Consider the following 9,861-nt stretch of genomic DNA (forward strand, 5'->3'; position numbering starts at 1 on the left):
AGGCACAGCAGAACCAGAGAACCCTCCCGGCTGACCGGTCAGACGATCTTCACCATGGACACCCGCCGCCGACCAGCCCGAGCACTCCCGACCCCGCGCACACCAGCCCACCCGACCTGCAGTTTTCACGATGCACACTGCTTAATGAGTGAAACCGACCTGGGAACCATGCCGGACATGGACGAGGTCGGACAGATCACAGGTGGCGATGGTCAGCCCGGCGGCCACGAGAAGGACCACGATCAAGGATGACGCAGATGGCGTGAGACTCGGCGCCACACCGGAGGTGCGCCGCTCCTGGGCGATCAGGTTGGCTCCGTTACTTCCCCAGCCAGTACGCCGCCTTCCGCCGCGAACGGACCGGACCGTCACCCGAGGCCGTCCGCCGCCAGCCGTACCGCCGTGACCTTGTACTCGGGGCAGGAGGTGACCGTATCGGCGTGGTCGGAGGTGAGGCGGTTCACCCCGCTGGCCGGGAAGTGGAACGAGCAGAAGACCTGACCGGGCGCTGTCTCGGTGCCGATGCGCGCGATGAGGCGGGCCTGCCCGTGTCGACTGGCCACCTGGACCGGTTCCCCGTCCCTCAGTCCGTACCTGACGGCATCGTCCGGGTGGATGTCGAGGCGGTCGACCGGGTCGAGGGTGAGATTGCCGCCACGACGGGTCATGGACCCGGAGTTGTAGTGCGCCCAGCGCCGCCCCGTGACCATGACGAGGGGATAGTCGTCGTCCGGCTGCTCTCCCGGCGGCATATAGGGCGTGGCGGCAAGGTGGGCCCGTCCGTCGGCCGTGGCGAATCGTTCCCGGTACAAGGTGGCCTGGCCCGGTTGGTGGGGGTCCGGGCAGGGCCAGGGGACGGCACCTTCCCGGTCCAGCCGCCGGTGGGACAGCCCGGCGAAATGGGGGCTGAGCCGGGCGCACTCGGCGAGCGCGTCCGCCGGGGTCGGACAGCCCAGATCGGTGCCCATGGCCGCGGCGACGGCGCGTACCGCATCGAAGTCGGTGCGGGCGCGGCCCGGGGGCGCGACGGCGGGGCGGACCCGCTGGAATCTGCGGTCGAAGTTGACGAAGGTGCCGTCCTTCTCCAGCCAGGAGGCGACCGGCAGCACGACGTCCGCGTGCCGGGCGGTCTCGGACAGGAACAGTTCGTCGCACACGACGAGTGGGCAGGCGTCCAGGGCCCGCGCCACCCGGTTGGTGTCGGGATCGGTGGCGCAGACGTCCTCTCCGATGACCCACAGCGCCCCCAGCCGTCCGGCCCGTGCCGCCGCGAACATCTCGGGGATCCGCAGGCCGGGACGGGACGGGACAGTGACCCCCCAGACCTCCTCGGCCCGTGCGCGTACGGCGGGGTCGGTCACCTTTCCGTAGCCGGGCAGCACATCGGGCAGGGCACCCATATCGGAGGCGCCTTGGACGTTGTTCTGACCGCGCAGCGGGTTGACCCCGAAGCCCCGTCCGGTGCCCACGGCACCGCGCAGGATGGCGAGATTGGCCAGGGCCCGTACGCCGTCGGTGCCATGCAGGTGCTCGGTGACGCCCAGACCGTAGACGATGGCGGGGCGCTCGGCGCGGCCGTAGAGCCGGGCCGCCGCGACGAGATCCGCGGCGGGCACGCCGGTCAGGTCCGCGACCCGGTCCGGCCGATAGTCGGCCAGCAGGTCGGTCAGCTCCGGCAGACCGGAGGCCCGGTGCCGCAGGAACTCGTCGTCGACGAGCCCCTCCGTCAGCAGGACGTGGGCGAGGCCGTGGCAGAGCGCGACGTTTGTGCCGGGGCGGGGCCGCAGGTGCACATCGGCGTGCGGGGCCAGGCCGACGGCGCGGGGATCGGCGACGACCAGACGGGCCCCTCGGAGTACGCGTCGCAGCAGTCGCGCGCCGACCACGGGGTGCGCCTCGACGGGGTTGGCGCCCACGACCAGCAGACAGTCGGACCGCTCGACGTCGTCGAAGGTGTCGGTGCCGCCGGGGAGCCCGAAGGAGGCTGTGAGGCCCGCGGCGGACGGGGAGTGGCACAGCCGGGAGCAGTTGTCGACGTTGTTGGTGCCGATGACGACCCGCATGAACTTCTGGACGAGGTAGTTCTCCTCGTTGGTGGAACGCGCGGAGGAGATGGCCGCCACCGCGTCGGGGCCGCCCGTGCGGGTGGCCGCGCGCAGTCCTCGGGCGATGTGGGCGAGCGCCTCGTCCCAGCCGACCGGTTCCAGGCCGCCCTCGCGCCGCAGCAGTGGCCGGGTGAGCCGTTCGGGGGAGGTGAGATAGCCGCGGGCGAAGCGTCCCTTGACGCACGCGTGCCCCTGGTTGACCGGCCCGTCCCGGGCCGGCAGCACGGCGGTGACCCGGCCGTCCTCGGTGGCCACGTCGAGGGTGCAGCCCACTCCGCAGTAGCCGCATGTGGTGCGGGTCATCGGCGGCGCCGGGCGGACCGCGGTGGTGAGGCCGCGCGCGGGGCCCGGCTCGCTGATCGCCCCGGTGGGGCAGGTGTCGACGCAGCCGCCGCACGCCACGCAGTCCGACTCGGCCCATGGCCCGCCGGTGCCGGGGGTGACCACGGTCTCGGCGCCCCGGCCGGCCAGGGTCAGGGCGAACGTGCCTTGGACCTCGGCGCACATGCGCACACACCGTCCGCAGGCGATGCACAGGTCCCGGTCGAGGTGCACATAGGGGTGGGAGACGTCCTCGCCCCGGTCTCCGGAGCCGGCTGCCGCCTCGGGGCCGATGCCCACCGCCCGGCATGCGTGTGCCAGCTCGCTACGACTGTCCTCCGCCAGGGCACGGGGAGGCAGGGCCGAGACGATGACGTCCACCGCGTCGCGGCGCAGCGCCCGCAGGTCGTCCGTGGCGGCCTCGACCGTGGCTCCCGGGGTTGCCGGTGTGACGCAGGCCGCCACGATCCGTCCGTCGGCTCGCACCAGGCAGGTGCGGCAGGACCCGGCCGGGGAGAGCCGGTCGTCATGGCAGAGCGCGGGCAGTTCGATCCGGGCCGCGCGCACCGCCGTGAGGAGCGCGGCCCCCTCGGGGATCTCGACGGCGACGCCGTCGACCTCGACGCCGGTCATTGGTCCCACCCCGGCAGGCGGCCTTCGTAGGCACGGGCCAGGCTGCGGACCGCCGGTGGGATCCGCCGGCCGAAGGCGCACAGGCTCGCCTCGGCCAGGACCCTTGACAGTCGCCCGTACGCCGGGCCGGGCGGAGCGTGCGCGACCGCCAGTTCCAGGCCCCGGCGCGAACCCACACGGCAGGGAGAGCACGCCCCGCAGCTCTCGGCGGCGGCGAATTCCCAGATGTGCCGCAGCACCTCCTCCGGCGCCACCCGCCAGTCGAAGGCGACGAGACCGGCATGGCCCAGGGCGGCGCCGCGGGCCGACAGCTCCGCCTCGGTCAGCGGTACGTCCAGCGAGTCGGCGGCGAGGAAGCCGCCCAGCGGGCCGCCCACCTGGAGCGCGGCGAGTTCCGCGCCGTCCTTGAGGCCACCGCCGAGTTCGGTGACGATGCGCCGCACCGAGGTGCCGAGTTCGACCTCGTACGCGCCCGGACGGGCGAACCGCTCGGACAGGCAGACCAGCTTCGTCCCGGTTTCCTCCGCGGTCCCGCGCCGGGCGTACGCGCCGCCGCCATGGGCGACGATCCACGGGACGGCCGCCAGCGTCTCGACGTTGTTCACCACGGTCGGCGCGTCCCACAGGCCGCGCCGGGTCGGATACGGCGGGCGTGGCCGGGCACATCCCCGGCCGCCCTCCAGGCTCGCGATCAGGGCCGTCTCCTCACCGGTCACATAGGAACCGGCGCCCCGGACCACCTGAACGTCCACCGTGGTGTCCGTCCCGTGCACGCGGGTGCCGAGATGTCCGGCGGCATACGCCCCCTCGACCGCCTCCCTCATACGGGTCAGCGCGTGCGGATATTCGGAGCGGACCATCACCACGCCGCGGCGGGCTCCGCAGGCGAAGCAGGCCAGGGCCAGCCCCTCCAGCACCCGGTCCGGGTCGGCCTCCATCAGCAGCCGGTCCGCGTAGGAGCCGGGATCGCCTTCGTCCCCGTTGGCCACCACCACGGTGCCCGCGGCGCGTTCCGCCGCGGCCCACTTCGTGGCCACGCGGAACCCCGCGCCGCCACGCCCGCGCAGCCCGGACGCCGCCACCTCCTGTTGGACATCGTCCGGGCCACGTGCCGTGACCACGCTCGGCCACACTTGCCACGGGGCCTCACCTGAGACCGCGCCACCCAGCAGAACGGGATCGCCGGTGGCGTCGACCGCCGGGATCGCCGGCGCCCGCGGGTGCTCCCGCCCGGCCAACTGGGCGGCCAGGGCGGGGCCCGTGCGTGGCGCGTCGCCGTCGAGGGCGGCGGGCCCCGCGTAGCAGTACCCCAGGCAGCGGACGGCCTGGAGTGATCTCTCCCCATCAGGTGTGACGTCCCCGGCGGCGACGCCCAATGCGGCCTCCACTTCGGCGACATGGCGTCCTGCCTCCGCCGCGAAGCAGGCCGTCGCAACGCACACACGGACGTGGCGGCGGCCATGTGGGGTGGCGAAGTCAGCGAAGTAGGAGGCCGGTCCAAGGGCGGCGGCCGCCGGGAGCCCCGCCTGGATGCCGACCGGCGGCGCCCATGTCTCGGGGCTGTCGGACGTTTCCGCTCGCGCGCGGGCCAGCGACTCCATCAGCCGGCCCGCCGGCCGCCCTCGACGGGCGGCCAGGGTCCGGAAGGCGTCGTAGGGCTCGGCGGGGCGGGGAGCACTCATAACCTCATCGTGGAGCCGGTTCCGCCCGGCCGCATCCGGTGTCTGGCCCCTCGGGCTCAGACGCCTGCGTCGGCGCCCAGGGCCGCCCGCTTCTCGCAGGCCCTGATCGCACGGTGCGCGGCCCCGCAGCGGAGCCTCATCTGTCGGCCCGGCAGCGGGCGGTGCGTGGCGCCACGCACCGTGGCGTCGAAGCCGACCGGCACCCGTAGCGGCCGGTACGACGGCTGGTCAATCCACCTGGATCCGGCGACCGGTGATGCTCGTGGGCTCGATGCGCAGCCACAGGTCACGGCTGCCGCCGGGCCATGGGGCGGTGAACGCCTTGTCGGCCAGCTCACGTATCGCCGCCGGTTCGGTGACCTGCCGGGCGCGTCCGACGACGAGGACGCTCCAGCCCTGGCTGAGCGCCTCGTCGATGTGGTCCACCTCGAAGGCGGCCTCGGCGCCGGCGGCCGCCGCCATTGCGGCGTCGGGCGCGGTCCGGAAGACGACGGCGTCGTCGATGACGCTGTAATTGACCGGAAAGATGACCGGCCCCCGGGGGGTCGACACCGAGATCCTGCCCACGCCGTGCGTCGCGAGTCGGGCCCGGCACTCCGTGGGGTCCAGCTCCAGCAGTTGGGGGTGGTGTCCGGCCCGACCGAGGCCGGGCGGCAGATCGGTGCCGCAGCCGTGCAGGGCGGCCGTGGTGGTCTCCAGGGCCGCGGCGATCCTGAGGAGGGTGCCGGCGCTCGGGTCGGCGGTGGACTCCTCCAGATAGCGCACGTAGCCCGGCGAGCTGCCCGCCCGCACGGCCACCTCCTCCCGCGAGAGGCCGAGTTGCGCACGCCGCAGCGCGATGCGCCGCCCGAGGTCGCCTCCGCCGCCGGTGGACTGCCTCGCCGCCGGGCCCGGGCGTGGTGGCTCGGACATCGGGGATCACATCCCTTCGCCCATCGACGTCCCGTTCTGGTCCCCCATCCGGGCCTGGGCCGTGTCCTCCCGGCCGGAGAACGTGCCGGAGCCGTTCTCCCGCTCCGGCCGTGAAAGATCCCTTGGCGGGACGCCCGCTCGAATCCCCGGAGAGGATCGCCTCATGAACCCATCGAATCATCGCTGTGGCACCACCGCGACGGGGCTGACGGCGAAGCCGCGCGTGAGGCGGGCTCGAGGCCGCCGAACGCGCGTGGTGGGACCGCGCGGCCAGGGGTACCTGAAGCGAACGGGACAGCCACCGGAGAGGCGGTGTGAGCCATGGATCTTCCGCTGGTCGTGGGTGTCGATGGTTCGGACTCCAGTCTGCGAGCGGTGGACTGGGCCGTGGACGAGGCGGCACTCCATGGGCTGCCGTTGCGCCTGATCTACGCCTCCCGGTGGGAGCGGTACGAGGAAGCGCTCGCGTCGTACACGGGCTGCCCTTCGGGGGAAGTGGTGGCGGAGCACATCGTCGCCTCCTGCGTCGAACGCGCCCGGCTCGGTAGTCCGGCGGTGAGGGTTTCCGGCGAGGTCCTGCCCGACGACCCCGTGTCGGCGCTGCTGAGGGAGGGCCGTGAAGCCTTCGCCCTGGTCACGGGCTCCCGTGGCTGGAGCGAACTCGCGGAAACCCTTTTGGGATCGGTGAGTCTGGCGGTGGCGGCCCGCGCTGTGTGCCCGGTGATCGTGGTCCGCGGACCGGAGCGGGACCGGCGTGGAACCGGCCGACCGGTCATGCTCGGGGTCGGCCACCTCACGCACGACGCCGCGGCCGTACGGTTCGCCTACCGCGAGGCGCGGGTGCGGGGCGCCGAGCTGCATGCCATACGCGCCTGGCGACGCCCCGCTCACGTGCAGCCGGGCCGGCCACTGCTCATGCACGAGGCGACTCGCCTCCTCTACGAGGAACGGGCGACGACCATCCTGGACGAGGCCCTGGGTCGGCTCCCGGGCGATGACGGGGAGACGGTGTGCCGCCGCGAGGTGGTCGAGGGTCCGGCGCACAGGGTCCTCCTGGCGGCGTCGGCAGGCGCCGGCCTGCTGGTCGTCGGCGCCCTCCGGACTCCGGGCGACTCCGGTCCGCAGCTCGGCCGGGTCGCCCATGCCGTACTGCACCATGCCGAGTGCCCCGTCGCCGTCGTCCCGCAGCGGGGATAGCCCTTGGCCGCGACCTGCGGCGGGCCAATCGTCCGCCGGTGTGTCCGAGCACGTCGCAATCCGGCCTCAGTCGTGAGGGACGACCGCGACGGGGCACGCCGCGTGGTGGAGCAGGGCGTGCGCCACGTGACCGAGGCGCGCGCCAACCGCGGGCCGGTGGGAGTACCTGCCGATGACAACGAGCCCCGCCCCCACTGCCGATGTCAACAGCACCTCCGCGGCGTTGCCCATCTCGACGTGCTCGGTCACCGGTACCCGCGGGTACTTCTCCCGCCACAGCAGGACCGCTTCCGCCAGCCGTTTCCGCTCCCCGGGTTCGATGCCACCGGCCTCATCGAGGGCCCGCACGTACGCCATGCCGTACTCGAAGACCGGCGGCAGCGCCCAGCCCCGTACGGCGCGCACCCCGGAGCCTCGTGCCGCGGCCGTGGCGAAGGCGAACTCGATCGGGGCGGCCGACTCGGGCGGGTCCTGTATGCCCACCACCACGTCTCCCGCGGCGGCCCCCTGGGCCTGGCCGTCCCCGTGCCGCACCAGCACGACCGGGCACGCGGCCCGGCCGAGTACGTGAAGCCCGATGGAGCCGAGCAGAAAGCCGGCCACGGCGCCACGGCCCCGTGAGCCCAGCACCAGCATCTGAGAACCCGCGCCGTGGGCCACCAGGGCCGGGGTGGCGGTCGCCGCCACCAGCTCGGTGGAGACCGGCACGTCCGGGTAGCGGGTGGCCAGATCGGCTTCCGCATCGTCCAGGGTCTTGCGGGCCCACTCCTTGCGGACCTCGGGAGCCTGAGCGGTCCGGGCCGTCTGCGGCGGCAGCATCCAGGCGTGTACCAGACGCAACGGCGCCTGACGCCACCGAGCCTCCCGCGCCGCCCAGTCGGCGGCGTCCAGGCTCTCGGGCGATCCGTCCATACCTACGGTGATGGGGTGGGTCATGGGGCCTCCTCCGTATCCGCCACGATTCACGGCTGCCGAAGGCGCGGGGCCGGGTCAGGTGACCCCGGTGAGGTGATCGACCACATCGTCGACGCCCTCCATCGCCCGGATCGACTCGACCAGTCCGGGAGCGAGTGCCACGTCCACCCTTCCCTCCACGGTCACGACACCGCCCTCCACCGTCACCTCGATGGCGTCCGGCTCGAGATGGTGTTCCCCGCGGAGGATCCGGCACTCGATCTCCTCGCGGATCTCGGTGTCGTCACGGACGAGCGACCGCAGCAGATCCGCCCGGGTCACCACGCCGACGAGCCGGTCGCGGTAGTCGGTGACGGGCAGTCTCTTGAGGCGGGAACGCGCGGCTGTCCAGGCCGCGTCGGCCACCGTGTCCGCCGGATGGACCGTGACGGCGGGGTAGGTCATCAAGGTGGCCGCCGTCTCACCACGGCTCTTCTCGTGGAGGCGGCGGTCCTTGAGCTTGCCGAGTGGACCCGGTCGCCGGGTGATGGCCATGACGGCGGCCTTGGCCAGCAGATCGGACTCGGACACCATTCCGACGACGTGTGCTTCGGCATCAACCACCGGCACCGCGCCCAGGTGTTCGTGCGCGAGCGTACGGGCGACCTCCAGGAAGGACGTATCGCCCGGCACCGAGACGGCGGGCGCCCTCATCACGTCGCCCACCCGCGGTGCGGTGAGGTGTGCCGGAGCCCGGCGCCCGGTGCGAGCGGGCACGGCCCACTCCTCCGGTGCCGCTTCTCCCGCGGTGGATGAGGTGGTGGCCACAGCACCGAGGTAACGCCTCAGCAGGTCCTCGCGCCGCTCCACCTCCGTGGTCCACTGGCGGCGGTGTGCGCCGTGGCGGGCTTCCTTCCCCGCCGCATGACGTTCGAATTCGCTCATGGCAACCTCCCCACGAGCGCGGCCGGTCACCTACGCCGCCAGTGTCGCACCGATCGGGTAGTCACGCCGCCGGTTCCCTCACGGGCGGGCCTGTTCGGCGCGACAGGCACGCACCGCGTACGGACACTTGGACCAGGGGCCCGACCGTGAGGAGGGCGGCGGTGGCCGGATTCCGGGATTTCCTGCTGCGGTTTCGCCCGGTCGGTTCTCCGGGCCGGGCAGCGCCCGGAGGTGTGCCCGCGGACCGCGCCGCGGAACTCACCGCGGAGCTGGAGCCACCGTTGTCCTTGTTGGAAGAGGCCGAGGCGGAAGCGCGCGGCATCAGAGACGAAGCAGCCCGCACGGCGGCGGCGAAGCGCCGCACGGCCGAGCGGCAGGCCGAGGAGATCGTGGAGCGGGCGTCCGCACGTGCACAGGACCTGCGGGCGCGGACGGCGGCCCGGGTGCGTGGTCAGGCCGAGTCCGAGGCGGCGGAGCTGCTCGCCGCCTCGGAGCGGGAGGTGTCCGCGGTGCGCTCCCGTGCCGCGGCCCGTATGCCCGCTCTCCTGGACCGGGTGGCACGGCTCGTGGCCGAGGAAATCGGGATGCCACCGGCCCCCGGAGCGGCGGACCCCATGGCGCCGGGGCACCCCGAGGAAACACGGGAAAGGGGTCCGTGATGGGCGCCGGCTGGGTGGCGGGGGTCACGCGTGCCAGGGCCATGCTCTCCCGTGCTCTTGGGAGGGAGAAGGCCGAGGAGGTGGCTTCGGCTCCGGGTCTCGATGACGCCGTGCGCGGTCTGAGCGCCACGGCGTACGGCCATGACCTGCTTCCCGGGGCGTCGCTCGCCGATGCCCAGCAGGCGGTCGGGGCGACCCTGCTGTGGCATCTGCGGGTGCTGGCCGGCTGGCAGCCACCGGCGGGCGCGAACGCCCTCCGTCTGCTCGCCTCCGGCTTCGAGATCGCCAATACCCGGGACCATCTGCGTGCGCTGACCGGCAGCGGGCCGCCTCGGTCGCCGTATCGCCTGGGCACGTTGGCGACCGCCTGGCCGCTGCTGGCCCGTACCCGTTCGCCCCAGGAGCTGCGGGCCGCGCTGACCGCCTCCGCCTGGGGCGATCCGGGTGCCGCGTCCCCGGCGGCGGTGGCCACCGGCATGCGGGTCTCCGCCGCCGTGCGCACGGCGGCGGCCC

General features: G+C 73.6%; 8 protein-coding genes. 3 read left to right on the plus strand and 5 right to left on the minus strand.

Annotation, left to right across the window (positions count from 1 at the left end; genetic code table 11):
* Positions 1–368: 368 nt before the first annotated feature.
* The 3 genes from fdhF to KN815_RS41930 all read right to left on the minus strand — a co-directional run bounded on the left by fdhF (position 369) and on the right by KN815_RS41930 (position 5,653).
* The gene (gene fdhF / locus KN815_RS41920) at positions 369–3,059 is read right to left on the minus strand and encodes a formate dehydrogenase subunit alpha (protein WP_216347021.1); all 2,691 of its coding nucleotides are present in this window, start codon (positions 3,057–3,059) and stop codon (positions 369–371) included.
* Positions 3,056–4,741: an NAD(P)H-dependent oxidoreductase subunit E gene (locus tag KN815_RS41925; protein WP_216347022.1), complete on the minus strand. Its 1,686-nt coding sequence runs from the start codon at positions 4,739–4,741 to the stop codon at positions 3,056–3,058. The genes fdhF and KN815_RS41925 overlap by 4 nt, the downstream gene beginning before the upstream one ends.
* Before the next feature lie 228 nt (positions 4,742–4,969).
* Entirely contained in the window at positions 4,970–5,653 is a 684-nt protein-coding gene (locus KN815_RS41930) for a helix-turn-helix domain-containing protein (protein WP_216347023.1), read from the minus strand.
* A 321-nt stretch (positions 5,654–5,974) separates the two neighbouring features.
* Between KN815_RS41930 and KN815_RS41935 the strand changes: the two genes are divergently transcribed.
* A complete protein-coding gene (locus KN815_RS41935; RefSeq protein WP_216347024.1) occupies positions 5,975–6,850 on the plus strand; it encodes a universal stress protein in 876 nt (291 codons plus the stop codon).
* A 66-nt stretch (positions 6,851–6,916) separates the two neighbouring features.
* Here the strand turns inward: KN815_RS41935 and KN815_RS41940 are convergent, their stop codons facing one another.
* Positions 6,917–7,786 (minus strand): universal stress protein, encoded by an 870-nt coding sequence (locus KN815_RS41940; RefSeq protein ID WP_216347025.1) that lies wholly within the window; start codon positions 7,784–7,786, stop codon positions 6,917–6,919.
* A 54-nt stretch (positions 7,787–7,840) separates the two neighbouring features.
* Positions 7,841–8,689, minus strand: coding sequence for a CBS domain-containing protein (locus KN815_RS41945; RefSeq protein ID WP_216347026.1), 849 nt, complete (start codon positions 8,687–8,689; stop codon positions 7,841–7,843).
* 281 nt (positions 8,690–8,970) lie between these two features.
* Between KN815_RS41945 and KN815_RS41950 the strand changes: the two genes are divergently transcribed.
* Positions 8,971–9,348, plus strand: coding sequence for a hypothetical protein (locus KN815_RS41950; RefSeq protein ID WP_216347027.1), 378 nt, complete (start codon positions 8,971–8,973; stop codon positions 9,346–9,348).
* The coding region (locus tag KN815_RS41955) for a V-type ATPase subunit (protein ID WP_216347028.1) at positions 9,348–9,861 on the plus strand (514 nt) is incomplete at its 3' end. The genes KN815_RS41950 and KN815_RS41955, both read left to right, overlap by 1 nt.

Origin of the sequence: Streptomyces niphimycinicus (genome assembly GCF_018883605.1) — a bacterium.
GTDB lineage: Bacteria > Actinomycetota > Actinomycetes > Streptomycetales > Streptomycetaceae > Streptomyces > Streptomyces niphimycinicus.